Source organism: Pseudomonas sp. PHC1 (genome assembly GCF_046487845.1).
In the GTDB taxonomy this organism is placed as follows: Bacteria; Pseudomonadota; Gammaproteobacteria; order Pseudomonadales; family Pseudomonadaceae; genus Aquipseudomonas; species Aquipseudomonas sputi.
Genome location: NZ_JBJXHJ010000005.1, coordinates 314024 through 330721 on the forward strand (window position 1 = coordinate 314024; position 16698 = coordinate 330721).

The 16698-nt window shown below is 59.3% G+C and carries 17 protein-coding genes; 12 read left to right on the forward strand and 5 right to left on the reverse strand.

Annotation, left to right across the window (positions count from 1 at the left end):
* Nucleotides 1–4: 4 nt before the first annotated feature.
* Genes ACKJSM_RS10335 through ACKJSM_RS10345 form a run of 3 tightly spaced genes read left to right on the forward strand, consistent with a single transcriptional unit; the run spans nt 5 to nt 2628 of the window.
* Nucleotides 5–988 (forward strand): FecCD family ABC transporter permease, encoded by a 984-nt coding sequence (locus tag ACKJSM_RS10335; protein WP_192565057.1) that lies wholly within the window; start codon nt 5–7, stop codon nt 986–988.
* Nucleotides 988–1755 (forward strand): heme ABC transporter ATP-binding protein, encoded by a 768-nt coding sequence (locus ACKJSM_RS10340; RefSeq protein ID WP_236182071.1) that lies wholly within the window; start codon nt 988–990, stop codon nt 1753–1755. The genes ACKJSM_RS10335 and ACKJSM_RS10340 overlap by 1 nt, the downstream gene beginning before the upstream one ends.
* Before the next feature lie 21 nt (nt 1756–1776).
* The gene (locus tag ACKJSM_RS10345; RefSeq protein WP_410237362.1) at nt 1777–2628 is read left to right on the forward strand and encodes a ChaN family lipoprotein; all 852 of its coding nucleotides are present in this window, start codon (nt 1777–1779) and stop codon (nt 2626–2628) included.
* 225 nt (nt 2629–2853) lie between these two features.
* Here ACKJSM_RS10345 and ACKJSM_RS10350 read toward each other — a convergent pair whose 3' ends face one another.
* From ACKJSM_RS10350 to ACKJSM_RS10365, 4 genes are all read right to left on the reverse strand, one after another.
* Nucleotides 2854–3636, reverse strand: a complete 783-nt coding sequence (locus ACKJSM_RS10350) for a Crp/Fnr family transcriptional regulator (protein WP_410237363.1) — start codon at nt 3634–3636, stop codon at nt 2854–2856.
* A gap of 15 nt (nt 3637–3651) precedes the next feature.
* Nucleotides 3652–3924 (reverse strand): TfoX/Sxy family protein, encoded by a 273-nt coding sequence (locus ACKJSM_RS10355; protein ID WP_236182074.1) that lies wholly within the window; start codon nt 3922–3924, stop codon nt 3652–3654.
* 220 nt (nt 3925–4144) lie between these two features.
* The gene (locus tag ACKJSM_RS10360) at nt 4145–4489 is read right to left on the reverse strand and encodes a pentapeptide repeat-containing protein (protein ID WP_007959639.1); all 345 of its coding nucleotides are present in this window, start codon (nt 4487–4489) and stop codon (nt 4145–4147) included.
* 91 nt (nt 4490–4580) lie between these two features.
* Nucleotides 4581–6137: an AAA family ATPase gene (locus ACKJSM_RS10365; RefSeq protein WP_410237364.1), complete on the reverse strand. Its 1557-nt coding sequence runs from the start codon at nt 6135–6137 to the stop codon at nt 4581–4583.
* Between the two features lie 118 nt (nt 6138–6255).
* On the opposite strand from ACKJSM_RS10365, the gene mrcB reads away from it, so the two are divergent.
* From mrcB to ACKJSM_RS10380, 3 genes are read left to right on the forward strand one after another with little or no spacing between them, the layout of a single operon-like run.
* Nucleotides 6256–8580 (forward strand): penicillin-binding protein 1B, encoded by a 2325-nt coding sequence (mrcB, locus tag ACKJSM_RS10370; protein WP_410237365.1) that lies wholly within the window; start codon nt 6256–6258, stop codon nt 8578–8580.
* Between the two features lie 16 nt (nt 8581–8596).
* Complete coding sequence (locus tag ACKJSM_RS10375) at nt 8597–9346, forward strand: hypothetical protein (protein ID WP_410237366.1); 750 nt, start codon at nt 8597–8599, stop codon at nt 9344–9346.
* Nucleotides 9346–9681: a YqcC family protein gene (locus ACKJSM_RS10380; protein ID WP_236182079.1), complete on the forward strand. Its 336-nt coding sequence runs from the start codon at nt 9346–9348 to the stop codon at nt 9679–9681. Before ACKJSM_RS10375 ends, ACKJSM_RS10380 begins: the two co-directional genes overlap by 1 nt.
* 18 nt (nt 9682–9699) lie before the next feature.
* Here ACKJSM_RS10380 and ACKJSM_RS10385 read toward each other — a convergent pair whose 3' ends face one another.
* Nucleotides 9700–10116 carry a DUF4124 domain-containing protein gene (locus tag ACKJSM_RS10385; protein ID WP_236182080.1) on the reverse strand — a complete coding sequence of 139 codons (417 nt, stop codon included), beginning with the start codon at nt 10114–10116 and terminating at the stop codon, nt 9700–9702.
* Between the two features lie 400 nt (nt 10117–10516).
* Between ACKJSM_RS10385 and ACKJSM_RS10390 the strand changes: the two genes are divergently transcribed.
* The 6 genes from ACKJSM_RS10390 to msrQ all read left to right on the forward strand — a co-directional run bounded on the left by ACKJSM_RS10390 (nt 10517) and on the right by msrQ (nt 16504).
* On the forward strand, nt 10517–12241 hold the full coding sequence (locus ACKJSM_RS10390; RefSeq protein ID WP_011335952.1) for an acetolactate synthase 3 large subunit: 1725 nt from the start codon (nt 10517–10519) through the stop codon (nt 12239–12241).
* Nucleotides 12242–12243: 2 nt separating this feature from the next.
* Nucleotides 12244–12735: an acetolactate synthase small subunit gene (gene ilvN, locus ACKJSM_RS10395; protein WP_003205610.1), complete on the forward strand. Its 492-nt coding sequence runs from the start codon at nt 12244–12246 to the stop codon at nt 12733–12735.
* A gap of 48 nt (nt 12736–12783) precedes the next feature.
* Complete coding sequence (gene ilvC / locus ACKJSM_RS10400; protein ID WP_007959661.1) at nt 12784–13800, forward strand: ketol-acid reductoisomerase; 1017 nt, start codon at nt 12784–12786, stop codon at nt 13798–13800.
* 147 nt (nt 13801–13947) lie between these two features.
* Nucleotides 13948–14805 carry a CDP-diacylglycerol--serine O-phosphatidyltransferase gene (pssA, locus tag ACKJSM_RS10405; protein ID WP_039771608.1) on the forward strand — a complete coding sequence of 286 codons (858 nt, stop codon included), beginning with the start codon at nt 13948–13950 and terminating at the stop codon, nt 14803–14805.
* Between the two features lie 62 nt (nt 14806–14867).
* Complete coding sequence (gene msrP, locus ACKJSM_RS10410; protein ID WP_410237367.1) at nt 14868–15881, forward strand: protein-methionine-sulfoxide reductase catalytic subunit MsrP; 1014 nt, start codon at nt 14868–14870, stop codon at nt 15879–15881.
* The gene (gene msrQ / locus ACKJSM_RS10415) at nt 15881–16504 is read left to right on the forward strand and encodes a protein-methionine-sulfoxide reductase heme-binding subunit MsrQ (RefSeq protein ID WP_410237368.1); all 624 of its coding nucleotides are present in this window, start codon (nt 15881–15883) and stop codon (nt 16502–16504) included. Before msrP ends, msrQ begins: the two co-directional genes overlap by 1 nt.
* The last annotated feature ends 194 nt before the right edge of the window (nt 16505–16698 follow it).

Genomic DNA, 16698 nt, shown 5'->3' on the forward strand with positions numbered 1-16698 from the left:
ATGTCTGCTGGCGATCTGGTTGTCACTGGCGTTGGGGCCGGTCAGTCTGCCGCTGTTCGATACCTTGCGCGCCGCCCTGCGCATGATCGGTGTGCCGCTGGCGCCGGACGGGCTGGAGCAGGCTGAACTGATTCTCGGGCAGATTCGTCTGCCACGTACGCTGCTCGGGCTGGCCGTCGGCGGTGTGTTGGCGCTGTCCGGGGTGGCGATGCAGGGGCTGTTTCGCAATCCGCTCGCCGATCCGGGACTGGTGGGCGTCTCCAGTGGTGCGGCGCTGGGCGCGGCGGTGGCGATTGTCGGCGGCTCGTTTTTTGGCGGATTACCGGAGTGGTTCGGGCCTTATCTGCTGTCGGTATGCGCGTTTCTTGGCGGGCTCGGGGTAACGGCGCTGGTGTATCGACTCGGTCGCCGCAACGGGCAGACCAATGTGGCGACCATGCTGCTGGCGGGGATTGCCCTGACAGCGCTGGCCAGTTCGGCGGTGGGGCTGTTTACCTATCTGGCCGACGACGCGACATTGCGCACGTTGACGTTCTGGAACCTGGGCAGCCTCAACGGCGCCAGCTATGCACGGTTGTGGCCGCTGCTGATCATCACCGTCGGTGTTGCACTTTGGTTGCCACGCCGGGCCAAGGCGCTCAATGCGTTGCTGCTCGGCGAGTCGGAAGCCGGGCATCTGGGAATCGATGTCGAGCGGCTCAAGCGCGAGCTGGTTTTCTGTACGGCGCTGGGTGTCGGCGCTGCGGTGGCGGCGGCGGGCATGATCGGCTTCGTTGGGCTGGTAGTGCCGCATCTGGTGCGTTTGCTCGCGGGGCCGGATCACCGGGTGTTGCTGCCGGCATCGGTGCTGGCCGGTGCGAGTCTGTTGCTGCTGGCGGATCTGGTGGCGCGTCTGGCGCTGGCGCCGGCAGAGCTGCCGATTGGCATCGTCACCGCGTTCATCGGTGCGCCGTTCTTCCTTTATCTGTTGCTGCGAGGGCGTGCCTGATGCTGCGTGCGCACAATCTGCACATCCGCCGTGGCCACAAGACTGTTCTGGCCGATGTCAGTCTGCAACTCGAACCGGGCGAAGTGCTGGGTGTGCTGGGGCCGAACGGCGCCGGTAAAAGTACCTTGCTCGGTGCGCTTTGCGGCGAGTTGAGCGCCAGCGACGGGGAAGTGCTGCTGGACGGTGAGGCCTTGAGCCATTGCAGCGGCACACAGCGCGCCCAGCGACTGGCGGTGTTGCCGCAGGTGTCGACGCTGGATTTTGCCTTTCGTGTTGAAGAAGTGGTCGGCATGGGGCGTCTGCCTTATCAGAGCGGGCGGGTGCGCGATGACGAGATCGTCGCTGCCGCATTACGGGCGGCCGATGCCGGCCATCTGAGTGGCCGCAGTTATCTGGCGCTGTCCGGCGGCGAGCGCCAGCGGGTGCATCTGGCGCGGGTGCTGGCGCAGCTCTGGCCGGGGCAGGCGGGGCAGACTCTGCTGCTTGATGAGCCGACCTCGATGCTTGATCCGTTGCATCAACACACGACGCTGCAAGCGGTGCGCGAATTTGCCGATCGTGGCGCGGCAGTGCTGGTGATCCTGCATGATCTGAATCTGGCGGCGCGCTATTGTGATCGCATCCTGCTGCTGGAAGGGGGGCGCCCGGTGGCGTTGGGCACGCCGCAACAGGTATTGCGTCCGGAATCGCTGAAAGCGGTTTTCGGTCTGGAGGTGCTGGTGCAACCGCACCCGGAGCGCGGGCATCCGCTGATCATCGCCCGCTGATTTCGTCATCGAGGTGAGCGTATGCGCGGGATTTTGCTGTTGGCGGTATTGTGGCTTGCAAGTTGCCAGCATGTTGCAGCGCCGCCGGTCGTGGGCGAGATCCGTGATTTGCGCAGCGGCGAGAGGCTGACGGCGCAGCAATTACTGGCTCAGTTAAGCAATCCATCGCAGGTGATTATTGGCGAACAGCATGACAACGCCGATCACCATGCCCTTCAATTGTGGTTGTTGCAGAACCTCGAAGCGGCGCGCCCTCAGGGCAGTCTCCTGCTGGAAATGCTCACGCCCGATCAACAGTCGCGCGTCGATGACGTGCGCCATGCCGCAACGCTACCGGCTGATCTTCCTGCTGCATTGGCCTGGCAGGACGGTTGGGACTGGAGTCTCTATGGTCCGATAGTGCGGTTCGCCCTGACGCAATCCTGGCCGTTGCTGGCGGCCAATCTCGATAACATCGAAATTCGCGCGTTCTATCGCGATCCTCCGGTTTTGAGCGGAGAGCGCAGCACCGCCAGACCTGTGAGAGAGACCCTGTTGGAGCAGATCGGCGATTCTCACTGCGGCCTGCTGCCGTCATCACAAATGCCGGCGATGCTCGCTGTTCAGCAACAACGGGATCGGCGCATGGCCACGCGGTTATTGGCGGCGCCTGCGCCAGCATTGTTATTGGCGGGTGCGTATCACGCGCGCAAGGATGTGGGCGTGCCGCTGCATGTGCTGGATCTGGGCGCGCCCGAAGCGCCGACGGTGTTGATGCTGGCGGAACAGGGCAGTCAGATCACGGTGGCGATGGCTGATTACGTCTGGTTCACACCGGCCACGCCGAAGCCGGATTATTGCGCCGAGATGCGTAAACAATTCGGCAAGAAATGACTTTTCCACAGGCAAAAAAAGACCCGGTAAAAACCGGGTCAAATAACCGTGATTAGCCTGATGAGGAGATAATCTGAGAGTCCGAACCAAGGGCTTTTCAGAATATCGACTGATCTCGCGATCAGTTGTGATAATCATAGCGATTCTCATTACCAAGTCAACTGCTGTTTTTCATTTCTGTCGTGTTGTCCCGGCAATGGCGCAAACGCCCCGTGAGTATGGGCGTCAGGTCTGGGCTGTGAGCTGCTTGTTGAGCTGGTCAATACGCCGCGCCATGCTTTCGAGCAGGCTGTGGGCGATTTTTGGATTGGTGCGGGTCATGCTCAGAAACTGATCGCCGGGAATCAGCATCACCGTGCACGCTTCCCGGGCAATGACAGTGGCATTGCGCGGTTCGCCGGTGAACACGGCCATTGCGCCGAAGATCTCATCTTTGGGCACATCGCCTACCTTGTGCCCGTTAACAAACGCTTCGGCCTTTCCTTCGATAATCACGAACACATGATCGGCGATGTCACCCTGGCGGATCAGAACCTCACCAGTCTCGACGCGCTTGAACCCATGGGTGCTGCGAAACTCGCGTGGCTTGAACTCGGCAACCGCGTGGGCCAGCAGCGCCATTTGCCCGAGCAGGTAGTGCAGAAACTGCTCCGAACGCGCAGCGTCGCTATACACATGCTGAAACAAATCACTTCGATGATAAGGCAGTAATGTCAGCGGGTTATCCGTGAACAAGGCGCAATCCGCCCATTCCGGACCCTGTTGCAGGCCGATCAGATCTCCCTCATGCCAATAGAACAGACCGCGACCACTGACTCGCCCGGTGATCACACCTTGCGTCAGCAAGTACAACTGGTCGTCCGGCAGACGTGCCAACAGATCATCCGTGGCGTCCAGTTCCAGCGCCGGCCCGCACGGCGCCAGGCCTTCGAGCCATTGCGCAGGCAAGCTCTGCAAGTGGTTGATCAATGCATCGGCCTGGGCCGATTGTTCTCCGAGCAGGTACATGGCGGTCAGTGCCCGTCAGTTCTTGTGGCGAGAGGTAATGGCTTCCAGCTGCTTGTTCAACGCATCCTTGCGCTCGGCGGGTATGTCGTTCCAGTGCACATCCATCAGCGCCCCTTCGATCGCATACAACAACACCTTTGACGCGCGGAACCCGCGTGTGCGCACGGCCCGGTAGGCATCCACCGCGCCCAGGCGACGCAAGTCCGAGGCGCTGTGGATGCCCACGGCATGCAGCCATTGCGCCGACGTCTTGCCAAGATTCTTCAGGTGTTGCAGTTCATCATTCATCAAGCCTCCTTGCGACGGCCGAATGGTGCGTGGGCGAGCTTCTCAGGAGTGTAGCCATCAGTAGGAAAAGCGTGGTTGTTTGGTCGGATTCAACGCAAACGCTTCTAAGAAACGTCAGTTTTTGCTGATGAATCAGGATGAGGAGGGCGAGGGAGAATTACGAATAGCACGCAGTCCAGCGCAAAGCGGGGGCGCTGGACGGTTCAGGTTTTTAAACGCTTCAGCGAGTGCGATAACGCAGGCGCGTACCGAAATTCATCGACATCAGGATTTCGTCGGCACTCAGCTCCGGCGGGAAGTAGGCCCCGGAAATCTGCGCGTGGGCCAGGCTGGCGCCTTCCAGCGAAGCGTTGCGAAAGTCGATGCCGCGCAGGTCGGCGGAACGGAAGTAGGCGTCCCTGAAGTCCACGCCATCGGCGTTCAGTTCCCGCAGGTCGAGGCCGCGGAAGTCGCCGCCGACCATGTCGATCGGGCCGTCTTTCGGACGCTCGTTGTTGAATCCTGTGATGTCGTCTTTGTGCAGCAAGGCATAAAGCGGTGTATCGAGAAGTTTCGGCTGGCTCATGTCAAATTACCTGTTGGTTTTATGACGCCAGTATAGTGCCACTATTTGGCGGCCGTGAAGCGAGCGAGGGCTTCACGGCCGAAATAGTTTCTTACAGGCCCGGCAGGCGCTGGCGGATCTGCGCCACGACGGTATCCAGGGTGCCGGATTCATTGGTCTGCACGCGTTTGCTGCGCAGAATCTCCTCCGGGCTCAAGGCTTCGCGGTTGGCCTGTTGCGCTTCGATCACGGCGAGGGTTGCGTCGGACGGATCCTTCTTGTCTGCCTGACGAATCGCCAGCCAGCTCTCGATAACTGCCTGAGGTGCGTTGCAGTCGAGGATCAGGAACGGCGTGCCAGTGGCTTCGGCAACCTTGGCGGCGTTGTCGCGTTGTTCGCGCTTGAGGTAAGTGGCGTCGATCACCACCGGGAAACCGGCGTGGAGGATCACTTCGGCGATTTCATGCAAGCGCACATAAGTCGTGGTGCTGGCATCGGCGCTGTAGATCCCGGCCTGAACATCATTGGCAACGGTTTGCTCGCCGAACAGGCGCTTGCGCTCGACGTCGGAACGCAGGCGTATCGCGCCCAGCGCTTCGACCAGACGCATGGCCACATGGCTTTTGCCGACAGCGGACACGCCGTGGGTGATTGCCATGAAGCGCGAAGGAATGGTGCTGTAGCTTTCCGCCAGGTTGGCGTAGTTGCGGTACTGGCGCAGGGTCGTGGCGCGCTGCACCGGAGTCGCATCGGCCGGCATGCTGAACAGCGCAACCTTTGCACGTACCAGCGCGCGGTAAGCCTTGTAGAAGTTCAGCACCTCCAGGCCTTGATAGTCGCCGGTCAGTTCCAGGTATTGGCTGATGAAGCGACGGGCCAGGGATTTCAGGCCACGGTCTTCCAGGTCCATCGCCAGGAAACCGGTGTCGGCCCAGACGTCAGTGAAACGGAACGGTTCGTTGAATTCGATGCAGTCGAAGATCACGACTTTGCTGTCGATCAGCGTGGCATTGCCCAAGTGAATGTCACCGTGGCATTCGCGAGTGAAGCCGTCGGCCTTGCGTTGGGCGAACAGCGGTTTCAGGCGATCGAAGCTGCTTTCAGCCCATGCCTGCAGGGCGTCGAGTTGCAGCAGGTCATTCTTGTCGCTGAGGAACGGCAGGATCTGTTCGAAGTTCTGGCGCACCGGTGCCATCACGCTTTCCGGTGTACCGGCTTCGTGTTCGGCCGGGACTTTCGGCGCGTTGAGGTGGAAGCGGGCAATCTGCTCGGCCATTGCGTCGATGTGCGCGGTGGTCAGCTCGCCGTTGGCTTGCAGGGTGCTGAGCAGGCCGGTCTGTGGGAACTGGCGCATTTTCAGCACGTATTCGATGGCCGGGCCGTCGCCACCCAGTTGCGGGGCTTCGGCGCTGCCGGTCACTGGAATCACTTGCAGATACAAATCTTCGGTCAGGCGCTGGTTCAGCCGCAGCTCTTCGCCACAGAAGTGCTCTCGGGAATCGAGGCTGGTGAAGTCGAGGAAACCGAAGTTCACCGGTTTCTTCACTTTATAAGCGAAGGGACCGGTGAGCAGTACCCACGAGATATGGGTTTCGATGACCTGGAACCCTTCGACGGGATGCGGGTAGAGGGCCGGGTTTTGCAGGGCAGCGATCAGGGACTGGCTCACGGACGATCCTTCAGAGTCTGGGGGAAATTCAAGGTCGTCATTATGGCCGCTCGCCAGCCCGACGCAAACCTAGGAGCGCGCCTGTTGAGTATGAATAAAGTGCGTATAATCCGCCGCCATGACTCGTACTCGATCTCCCCGTACCCCAAAAAAACCAGCTTCCCGGGGCCTGCGCCCATGGTTGGGCTGGGCCCTTAAACTCAGTCTGGTCGGCCTTGTGGTGCTGGCCGGCTTCGCCGTTTACCTCGATGCCGTGGTGCAGGAGAAGTTCTCCGGCAAGCGCTGGACCATCCCGGCCAAGGTGTACGCGCGTCCGCTCGAGCTGTTCGTCGGACAGAAGTTGAGCAAGGACGATTTCCTCACCGAACTCGATGCCCTGGGCTATCGCCGCGAAGCCGTGAGCAATGGTCCCGGCGCGGCGGCGGTCAATGGCAACACGGTTGATCTGAATACCCGTGGCTTCCAGTTCTATGAAGGCCTTGAGAAACCGCAATCGGTGCGCGTGCGTTTCTCCGGCGATTATGTGGCCGAACTCTCGGCGACCAACGGTTCGAAGCTCTCCGTGGTACGCCTGGAGCCGCTGATGATCGGCGGCATCTACCCGAAAAACCTTGAAGACCGGATTCTGATCAAGCTCGATCAGGTGCCGCCGTATCTGCTGGAAACCCTGGTCGCGGTGGAAGACCGGGATTTCTACAGCCACTGGGGCGTCTCGCCGAAATCGATTGCCCGCGCCGTTTGGGTCAACACCTCGGGCGGCAAGATGACTCAGGGCGGCAGTACGCTGACCCAGCAACTGGTCAAGAACTTCTTCCTCACCAACGAACGCAGCCTGACCCGCAAGCTCACCGAAGCGATGATGGCGATGTTGCTTGAACTGCATTACGACAAAAAGGAAATCCTTGAGGCTTATCTCAACGAAGTCTTTGTCGGGCAGGACGGTCAACGTGCGGTGCACGGCTTTGGTCTGGCGAGCCAGTTCTTCTTCGCTCAGCCTTTGTCCGAGCTGAAACTGCATCAGGTCGCGCTGTTGGTCGGCATGGTCAAAGGTCCGTCCTATTACAACCCGCGTCGCAACCCGGAGCGCGCGCTGGAGCGACGCAATCTGGTGCTCGATGTGCTTGAGCAGCAGGGCGTTGCCTCTGCCGAACAGGTGGCCGCCGCAAAGAAAATGCCACTGGGCGTAACCACACGCGGAAAACTGGCCGACAGCTCCTTCCCGGGCTTCATCGATCTGGTCAAACGCCAGTTGCGTGAAGACTATCGCGACGAAGATTTGACTGAAGAAGGCCTGCGGATCTTCACCAGTTTCGACCCGATCCTGCAGATGAAAGCCGAAGCCTCGGTCAACGACACCTTCAAGCGCCTGTCCGGTCGCAAGGGGTCCGACGACGTGGAAGCGGCAATGGTCGTGACCAATCCGGAAACCGGTGAAGTCCAGGCCATGATCGGCAGCCGTCAGGCGAGTTTTGCCGGTTTCAACCGCGCACTGGATGCGGTGCGGCCGATCGGCTCGCTGATCAAGCCGGCGGTTTATCTGACGGCGCTGGAGAAGCCGAGCCAGTACACATTGACCAGTTGGCTGTCGGACGAGCCGCTTTCAATCAAGGGCGCGGATGGTCAGGTCTGGAAACCGCAGAATTACGACCGTCGCTCCCACGGTACAGTGTTCCTGTATCAGGGGCTGGCGCATTCCTACAACCTGTCGACCTCGCGTCTCGGTCTGGCGGTCGGCGTTCCGAATGTCCTCAAGACGCTCGCGCGGCTGGGCGTGACCCGCGAGTTTCCGGCGTTCCCGTCGATGCTGCTGGGCGCTGGCGGCATGACCCCGATCGAAGTCGCGACCATGTATCAGACGCTGGCCAACGGTGGTTTCAATACGCCGATGCGCGGGATTCGCAGCGTACTGACTGCCGAGGGCGAGCCGCTCAAGCGTTATCCGTTCCAGATCGAGCAGCGTTTCGATCCGGCCTCGATCTACCTGATCCAGAACGCCATGCAGCGGGTGATGCGTGAGGGTACCGGCAGTTCGGTTTATAACGTGTTGCCAAGAACCCTGACATTGGCGGGCAAGACCGGCACCAGTAACGATTCGCGCGACAGCTGGTTCGCCGGTTTCAGTCAGGATCTGCTGGCGGTGGTCTGGCTCGGCCGTGATGACAACGGCAAGACGCCGTTCACCGGGGCCACCGGTGCGTTGCAGGTCTGGACCAGTTTCATGCGCAAGGCCGACCCGCTGCCGCTGGACATGCCGCAGCCGGATAACGTGGTGCAGGCCTGGGTCGATTCGCGTACCGGCCAGGGTTCCGATGCCAGCTGTCCGGGCGCCGTGCAGATGCCGTATATTCGCGGCAGCGAACCGCCACCCGGTGCCTCCTGCGCGGGCGAAAGCCCGGCCTCGGGCGAATCGGTGATGGATTGGGTCAAGGGCTGGATGAATTAAGCAAAGAGGGTTTCAAGTGAACAAGTGGTTGATTCCAGCGGTGACCGCCGTGGCTTTGCTCAGCGGCTGCTCCACCGTACAGCGTGGTTCGATCCCGGTTGTGGACTCCGGCACCGCCGTGTCCAACAGCGAACGCATTTCGGCCAATGGCGGTTTCCGTCAAACGACAGTGAAGCGTCCTGCTCAGGCCCAGACCCAGGCGATCCCGCAAGGCGATACCGGTGTGGTGGTGATGGTGCCGGGCGGCGCAGCGGCTTCGGCGCCGATCAGCACTTCGCCGATCGTTCCGGGCCCGGCGTCGGGCGGCATCACGCCGGGGCCGCATAACCCTTCGCCGGTCGAGTCGGCGCCTATCAGCTCCGGCAGCTACAGCATGCCTTCGACGCCGAGCGGCATTCCATCGGCTAGCAGCAGCGGCGGCGGTCTGTCTGCCGACGAGCAGCTGGACGGCCCGGTTCTCGCGCTGCTGACCACTGCGCAACAGCAGCAGGCCGGTGGCGACCTCAACGGTGCGTCCTCCAGCCTGGAACGTGCCCAGCGCGTAGCGCCGCGCGAGCCGCAAGTGCTTTACCGTCTGGCACAGGTGCGCATGGCCCAGGGCGATGCGCCGCAAGCCGAGCAGACTGCCCGCCGTGCACTGACCATGGCCAACGGTCGTCCGGACTTGCAGGCCAGTCTGTGGGAATTGATCGCTCAGGCACGTGAGAAACAAGGCGATTCCGCTGGTGCCTCTCTGGCCCGTCAGAAGGCCAAGGTTTCGCTGTGATGGACAGTCGTTTCTCCAAAGTCGCCGATCAATTGTTGTTGATCGAGCGTGAGCTGCGCGCCCAGGGCTGGTGGGATGACGTCCAGCCCTCGGTCGAAGCCCTGAGCAGTGTCGAGCCGTTTTCGGTCGACACCCTCGATTTCGAGCAGTGGCTGCAATGGATATTCCTGCCGCGGATGAAGATGATCCTCGAACAGGATCTGCCATTGCCCAATGCTTCGGGCATCCAGGAAATGGCCGAAATGGTTTTCGCCCAGCGCAATGTGCAGGGCAAGGATCGGCAACTTCAGGTGTTGCTCAAAGAATTCGACCTGCTGATCACCGCTTCGCGCTGAGCCGGGAGCTGCCAGTCGTTACTGGCAGTTTTCTGCTATTTGTTTTTTTGCTTCTTCAGTACGTTGCTGGCGCTGGTCATCGCTCAGTCGTCGCAGTTCTCCCTCCACTTCTTCCCTCAACCGCGGGTTGTTCTGCAGTTGCGCGAGATTCGTGCGCGCCTGTTCGCAAAATGCCTTGAGTTGACTCTGTTGTTCGGCCACTTGCTGCTTGACCTTGTCATCGATGGCTTTCTGATCGCCCAGCGTTCCGCCGCCAGGTAGTGCGGCAGGGGTTGGCGCGGGTGAGGAGGGCGTCTGCACGGCGGTGGATGAATGCCCCGGTGGTGGCTGCTGATCGAAATGGGTGACGCCCTGGGCATCGACCCATTTGTAGATCTGAGCGGCCATGCACCATGGACTGGCGCTGATTAGTAGAGTTAGTAGAAGCGTTCGCATGCTGATTCCTTGGCAAAACTGCGCAATTGAAGCTAACAGAGTAGCGGTTTCCAGGTTTTTTCTTGCGTTCTCATGTGCTTACCCACAATTAAGCACATAGACGGCTTGACTTGCAGAGGGCGAAACAGAAGAATCCAAAGTCCGCTGTACAGGGACTGCCAGAAGCAGACCCTCTCGGCAGATCATGAGGCGCATATCCGCGTCGACCTGTTACACCCGCAACGCGTTACCTCGCGCTGGGTGGGAAAGGCCCGCAACACTTGGGACGATCCCAATACTTGCTCAGTCAGTGCTGACGTAGTCGGCGACCACCGTCGCTCATGCTCTGCCGAGAAGTAAACCTATTAAGACCCGTTCGCTTTTTTGTGGACGGTATTCTGGCGTTTTAGAGGTGAACAACGTGGAGCTTTTATCTGGCGGTGAGATGCTCGTCCGCTTTTTGCGTGACGAAGGCGTCAAATATATCTACGGGTACCCGGGTGGTGCTCTCCTTCATGTTTACGATGCCCTGTTCAAAGAACCGGAAGTGACCCACATCCTGGTTCGTCACGAACAAGCGGCTACCCATATGGCTGACGGCTACGCCCGTGCCACCGGTAAGGCCGGTGTGGTATTGGTGACTTCCGGTCCAGGCGCCACAAACGCCATCACCGGTATCGCCACCGCCTATATGGACTCGATTCCAATGGTGATCATTTCCGGTCAGGTGCCAAGCACCATGGTCGGCACCGATGCGTTCCAGGAAACCGACATGATCGGTATCTCCCGGCCGATCGTGAAGCACAGCTTCATGATCAAGCACGCTTCGGAAATCCCGGAAGTCATGAAGAAAGCCTTCTACCTGGCGCAATCCGGTCGTCCGGGCCCGGTCGTGGTCGATATCCCCAAAGACATGACCAACCCGGCCGAGAAGTTCGAATACATCTTCCCGAAGAAAGCCAAACTGCGCTCCTACAGTCCGGCCGTTCGCGGTCATTCCGGGCAAATCCGCAAGGCGGCAGAAATGCTCCTGGCGGCCAAGCGTCCCGTGCTGTACTCCGGCGGTGGCGTGATCCTCGGCAACGGCTCCGCGCCGCTGACCGAACTGGCAAAAATGCTTAACCTGCCGGTTACCAACACCTTGATGGGCCTGGGTGCCTACCCTGGCACTGATCGTCAGTTCATCGGCATGCTCGGCATGCACGGCAGCTACACCGCCAACCTGGCGATGCACCATGCCGACGTGATCCTGGCAGTCGGTGCGCGTTTTGACGATCGCGTGATCAACGGCGCGCCGAAGTTCTGCCCGAACGCCAAGATCATTCACATCGACATCGACCCGGCTTCGATTTCCAAGACCATCAAGGCCGACGTGCCAATCGTTGGTCCGGTGGAGAGCGTCCTGACCGAAATGGTCGCGATCCTCAAGGAAATCGGCGAAACCCCGAACAAGGAAGCGGTCGCCAGTTGGTGGAAGCAGGTCGATGAGTGGCGCGGTGATCGCGGCCTGTTCCCTTACGACAAGGGCGACGGCAGCAAGATCAAGCCGCAGACCGTGATCGAAACCCTGTGCGAAGTGACCAAGGGCGACGCCTTTGTGACCTCCGACGTGGGTCAGCACCAGATGTTCGCTGCGCAGTACTACAAGTTCAACAAACCGAACCGCTGGATCAACTCCGGTGGTCTGGGCACGATGGGCTTCGGTCTGCCGGCCGCGATGGGTATCGCGCTGAGCTTCCCCGACACCGATGTTGCGTGCGTCACCGGTGAAGGCAGTATCCAGATGAACATCCAGGAACTGTCGACCTGCCTGCAATACGGTTTGCCGGTCAAGATCGTCATCCTGAACAACGGTGTTCTGGGCATGGTTCGTCAATGGCAGGACATGAGTTACGGCAGCCGTCACTCGCACTCCTACATGGAGTCCTTGCCTGACTTCGTCAAGCTGGCTGAAGCCTATGGCCACGTCGGCGTGCGCATCACCGAATCGAAAGATTTGAAGTCGAAGATGGAAGAGGCGTTCGCCATGAAAGATCGCCTGGTGGTGATCGACATTTCGGTCGACACCAGCGAGCACGTCTATCCGATGCAGATCAAAGACGGCTCCATGCGCGATATGTGGCTGAGCAAGACGGAGCGTACCTAATCATGCGGCACATTATTTCCTTGCTTCTGGAAAACGAACCCGGTGCTTTGTCTCGCGTAGTCGGCCTGTTCTCGCAGCGCAACTACAACATCGAAAGCCTGACCGTGGCGCCAACCGAAGACCCGACCCTGTCGCGTCTGACGCTGACCACTGTCGGTCACGATGAAATCATCGAGCAGATCACCAAAAACCTGAACAAGCTGATCGAAGTGGTCAAGCTGGTGGACCTGTCGGAAAGCGCTCACATCGAGCGCGAACTGATGCTGGTCAAGGTCAAGGCCACTGGCGCTCAGCGCGCCGAGATCAAACGCACCACCGATATTTACCGTGGACAGATCGTCGACGTCAGTGCCAGCGTGTATACCGTTCAACTGACCGGTACCAGCGACAAGCTCGACAGCTTCATTCAGTCCATCGGCACCGCATCGATTCTGGAGACCGTCCGCAGTGGCGTCACCGGTATTGCCCGCGGCGACAAAGTACTCAGCATCTAAACCAAATTAGCGAATGGCCTGAACGGCCTGGATATAAAGGGGAAATTCATGAAAGTTTTCTACGATAAAGACTGCGACCTGTCGATCATCCAGGGCAAGAAAGTTGCCATCATCGGTTACGGTTCCCAGGGCCACGCCCAGGCATGCAACCTGAAAGATTCCGGTGTCGACGTTACCGTAGGTCTGCGTAAAGGTTCGGCTACCGTTGCCAAGGCTGAAGCCCACGGCCTGAAAGTGACCGACGTGGCTGCCGCTGTTGCCGGTGCCGACCTGGTCATGATCCTGACCCCGGACGAGTTCCAGTCTCAGCTGTACAAGAACGAAATCGAGCCGAACATCAAGAAAGGCGCCACCCTGGCCTTCTCCCACGGCTTCGCGATCCACTACAACCAGGTTGTTCCGCGTGCCGACCTCGACGTGATCATGATCGCGCCGAAAGCACCGGGCCACACCGTACGTTCCGAGTTCGTGAAAGGCGGCGGTATCCCTGACCTGATCGCGATCTACCAGGACGCCTCGGGCAATGCCAAGAACGTTGCACTGTCCTACGCTGCTGGCGTTGGTGGCGGTCGTACCGGCATCATCGAAACCACCTTCAAGGACGAGACCGAAACCGACCTGTTCGGCGAACAAGCCGTTCTGTGCGGCGGTACCGTCGAGCTGGTAAAAGCCGGTTTCGAAACCCTGGTTGAAGCTGGCTACGCGCCGGAAATGGCCTACTTCGAGTGCCTGCACGAACTGAAACTGATCGTTGACCTCATGTACGAAGGCGGTATCGCCAACATGAACTACTCGATCTCCAACAACGCTGAGTACGGTGAGTACGTGACCGGTCCGGAAGTGATCAACGCCGAATCCCGTCAGGCCATGCGCAACGCCCTGAAACGTATTCAGGACGGCGAATACGCCAAAATGTTCATCAGCGAAGGCGCAACCGGCTACCCTTCGATGACCGCCAAGCGTCGTAACAACGCCGCTCACGGTATCGAAATCATCGGCGAGCAACTGCGCTCCATGATGCCGTGGATCGGTGCCAACAAGATCGTCGACAAAGCCAAAAACTAAGTCGTCGAACCTTGTATGAAAAAACGCGGCCTCGGCCGCGTTTTTTCGTATGGGCCGGCGGTTCTGGTATAAAGCTGCATCGTTTGTGGCCGAACCGTCGTCCCAGACACCTGTCGAAAATGTCCAATCCGTTGCAAGGTACTGTCCATGAGCGAACGTCCCGAAGAGCCGAACCAGGCTTCAGACGCCGAAAGCCTGCTGCCCATCGATGAGCACATCGAAGAAGGGCATGACGCAGAAGGCCGTAAAGTCCGGCATCGCGGTATCTATCTTCTGCCGAATCTGTTCACCACTGCGAACCTGTTCGCAGGGTTCTATTCCATCATCAACTCGATGAGTGCCCAGGCTGCGCTGAGCGCCGGGGACGCGGCGAATGCGAGCAAGTATTTCGCCTTCGCCGCCATCGCGATTTTTGTCGCCATGGTGCTCGATGGCCTTGATGGCCGGGTAGCGCGCATGACCAATACCCAAAGTGCGTTCGGTGCCGAGTACGACTCGCTGTCGGACATGGTTGCCTTCGGCGTTGCCCCGGCCTTGCTGGCTTTTGGCTGGGCGCTGGGTGACATGGGCAAGGTCGGCTGGATGGTTGCCTTCATTTATGTGGCCGGTGCGGCCTTGCGTCTGGCGCGCTTCAACACTCAGGTGGGTACCGCCGACAAGCGCTACTTCATCGGCCTGGCCAGCCCAGCAGCTGCGGGTGTGGTGGCAGGGATTGTCTGGGCGTTCAGCGATTACGGGATCCAGGGGTCGAAGATGTCGTTCCTGGTCGCGCTGATGGTGGCGGCCGCCGGGATGCTGATGGTCAGCAATATCAAATACAACAGCTTCAAGGAGCTGGATCTGAAGGGGCGCGTGCCGTTCGTGGCGATCCTGGCGGTAGTGCTGGTGTTTGCCGTGGTGTTCAGCGATCCGCCTCGCATTCTGCTGCTGGTGTTCCTCGCCTATGCCGCGTCGGGCCCGGTGCAGTATCTGTTGCATCTTCGTCGTCACAAACACGCCGAGTGATGTAATTTCCCTCATACTCCGCAGTCTATGGTGCATCTGTCCTCCAAAGCTGCGGAGTTGCCATGCTGATCAAAGTCCCCAAAGCGTCCGACTGCCATGAGTCGGACGTCACGCCTGAATCCATCTATCTCTCTCGCCGACAATTGCTCGGAGCGACTGCTGCCGGTTTGGCCATGAGCACTTTGCCGCGCTGGGCCAGTGCCGAAGACGCTGCTCGCTATGCCGATGTCGAGGCCGGAAAGGCGCCCGCCTGGTTTACCGAGAAACTGCCCTCTGTCAAATGGGGAGCGGTGAACGTCAAGGATGAGGCGATTACGCCTTTCAAGGACGCGACCCATTACAACAACTTCTATGAGTTCGGCACCGACAAGGGGGATCCGGCGGCCAATGCCGGTTCGTTGAAAACCGAACCGTGGAGTGTTGTGGTGGACGGGGAGGTGGGTAAACCGGGGCGTTATGCTCTGGAAGATTTCATGAAACCTTACCAGCTGGAGGAGCGTATCTATCGCCTGCGTTGTGTCGAGGCGTGGTCGATGGTGATTCCCTGGATCGGGTTCCCGATTTCGGCACTGTTGAAGCAGGTAGAGCCTACCTCCAATGCCAAGTACATTCGCTTCGAAACCCTGCAGGATCCCAAGTCCATGCCCGGACAGCGTTCGGGATTTGCCCTGATCGACTGGCCTTATGTAGAAGGCTTGCGTCTGGATGAGGCGATGAATCCCTTGGCGATTCTGGCGGTGGGTATGTATGGCCGTGAGTTGCCGAATCAGAACGGTGCGCCGCTGCGTCTGGTAGTGCCATGGAAGTACGGCTTCAAGAGCGTCAAATCCATCGTGCGGATCAGTCTGGTCAGCGAGCAGCCGAAGACAACCTGGCAGAGCATTGCGTCTGATGAGTACGGGTTCTATGCGAATGTAAACCCTACGGTCGACCATCCACGTTGGACTCAGGCGCGGGAAAGGCGGTTGCCTAACAGCCTGTTCAAGCCGAATGTGCGTGACACGCAGATGTTCAACGGCTATGCGGACGAGGTCGCTTCTTTATATGCAGGGCTCGATCTGCGGAAGAACTACTGATGCGATATCCAATCTGGCGCGTAGGTGTTTTCCTGGCTGCGGCAATCTGGCCGCTGTTTTGGTTCTATCAGGCCTTTGCGGATCTGCTTGGGCCTGATCCAGGGAAGGTCCTGGTTGATCGGCTGGGGCTTGGGACGTTGGTTTTGCTGTTGATTACCTTGAGTATGACGCCACTGCAGAAACTTACGGGATGGGCAGGGTGGATTGCTGTGCGTCGGCAGCTGGGGCTTTGGTGTTTTGCCTATGTGGTTTTGCATCTTTGCAGCTATATGGCTTTCATTCTCGGTTTCGACTGGTCGCAACTGGGTGTCGAACTGCGCAAGCGTCCCTATATCATTGTGGGTGCTCTGGGCTTCCTGGGATTGTTGGCATTGGCGGTTACCTCCAACCGGTACAGTCAACGCCGTTTAGGTACCCGCTGGAAGAAGCTGCACCGGTTGGTGTATGTGATTCTCGGGTTGGGATTGCTGCATATGTTATGGATCGTACGTGCGGATCTCAAAGAGTGGTCAATCTATGCCGTTATAGGCGTTTTCCTTTTGGCGCTGCGTATTCCGCCTTTGACACGCCGGATCCCGCGTTTGATGGGTAAAAAGCAGGTTTTTCAAGAAAAGCGGAATTAGGTGTTGACGGCAGATTCTGAGTCTCTATAATTCGCCCCACTTCCGGCGCAGTCGAAACGGAAAACTCCTTGATATTCAATGAGTTAAGTAGGTTTCGAAAGCGGATTGCTTCAGATAATCGAGGCCTGGAAGAAGTTGGAAATGCCGGATTGTTACGGCGCTTTCAACGGTTCGATCTTCTCGGTCGAAAGCGG

What these genes read in the sequence shown, in the direction of transcription:
- ACKJSM_RS10340 (WP_236182071.1), top strand. Translation starts at nt 988, where the DNA reads ATGCTGCGTGCGCACAATCTGCACATCCGCCGTGGCCACAAGACTGTT.
- ACKJSM_RS10345 (WP_410237362.1), top strand. Translation starts at nt 1,777, where the DNA reads ATGCGCGGGATTTTGCTGTTGGCGGTATTGTGGCTTGCAAGTTGCCAG.
- ACKJSM_RS10350 (WP_410237363.1), bottom strand. Translation starts at nt 3,636, where the DNA reads ATGTACCTGCTCGGAGAACAATCGGCCCAGGCCGATGCATTGATCAAC.
- ACKJSM_RS10355 (WP_236182074.1), bottom strand. Translation starts at nt 3,924, where the DNA reads ATGAATGATGAACTGCAACACCTGAAGAATCTTGGCAAGACGTCGGCG.
- ACKJSM_RS10360 (WP_007959639.1), bottom strand. Translation starts at nt 4,489, where the DNA reads ATGAGCCAGCCGAAACTTCTCGATACACCGCTTTATGCCTTGCTGCAC.
- mrcB (WP_410237365.1), top strand. Translation starts at nt 6,256, where the DNA reads ATGACTCGTACTCGATCTCCCCGTACCCCAAAAAAACCAGCTTCCCGG.
- ACKJSM_RS10380 (WP_236182079.1), top strand. Translation starts at nt 9,346, where the DNA reads ATGGACAGTCGTTTCTCCAAAGTCGCCGATCAATTGTTGTTGATCGAG.
- ACKJSM_RS10385 (WP_236182080.1), bottom strand. Translation starts at nt 10,116, where the DNA reads ATGCGAACGCTTCTACTAACTCTACTAATCAGCGCCAGTCCATGGTGC.
- ilvN (WP_003205610.1), top strand. Translation starts at nt 12,244, where the DNA reads ATGCGGCACATTATTTCCTTGCTTCTGGAAAACGAACCCGGTGCTTTG.
- ilvC (WP_007959661.1), top strand. Translation starts at nt 12,784, where the DNA reads ATGAAAGTTTTCTACGATAAAGACTGCGACCTGTCGATCATCCAGGGC.
- pssA (WP_039771608.1), top strand. Translation starts at nt 13,948, where the DNA reads ATGAGCGAACGTCCCGAAGAGCCGAACCAGGCTTCAGACGCCGAAAGC.
- msrP (WP_410237367.1), top strand. Translation starts at nt 14,868, where the DNA reads ATGCTGATCAAAGTCCCCAAAGCGTCCGACTGCCATGAGTCGGACGTC.
- msrQ (WP_410237368.1), top strand. Translation starts at nt 15,881, where the DNA reads ATGCGATATCCAATCTGGCGCGTAGGTGTTTTCCTGGCTGCGGCAATC.